The sequence below is a fragment of the Nocardioides abyssi genome (assembly GCF_030412915.1).
GTDB lineage: Bacteria > Actinomycetota > Actinomycetes > Propionibacteriales > Nocardioidaceae > Nocardioides > Nocardioides abyssi.
In genome coordinates this window covers 1-280 of record NZ_JAUHJR010000137.1, presented here as the reverse complement: position 1 = coordinate 280, position 280 = coordinate 1, and the positions used below count along the sequence as shown (strand labels likewise).

Annotated in this window: 1 pseudogene; it reads right to left on the bottom strand. The window is 64.6% G+C overall.

Annotation, left to right across the window (positions count from 1 at the left end):
- Positions 1-280 (bottom strand): annotated as a pseudogene (gene fleN, locus QWY29_RS20240) (flagellar synthesis regulator FleN); the annotation flags it as partial.

Genomic DNA, 280 nt, shown 5'->3' with positions numbered 1-280 from the left:
CTTTTGCGCGATGGCCTTGAAGGCCAGGGCGCACTTGGAGCGAGGGAAGGCTTCGTACACCGCGCGCTGCTTCTGCACTGCCTTGCGCACGCTCTCGTCGTACGGCACGGCGCCGACGTATTGCAGGGCGACGTCGAGGAAGCGGTCGGTGACCTTGGTCAGCTTGGCGAACAGGTTGCGCCCTTCCTGCGGGCTCTGCGCCATGTTGGCCAGCACGCGGAAACGGTTCATGCCGTAGTCGCGGTTGAGCAGCTTGATCAGCGCGTAGGCGTCGGTGATC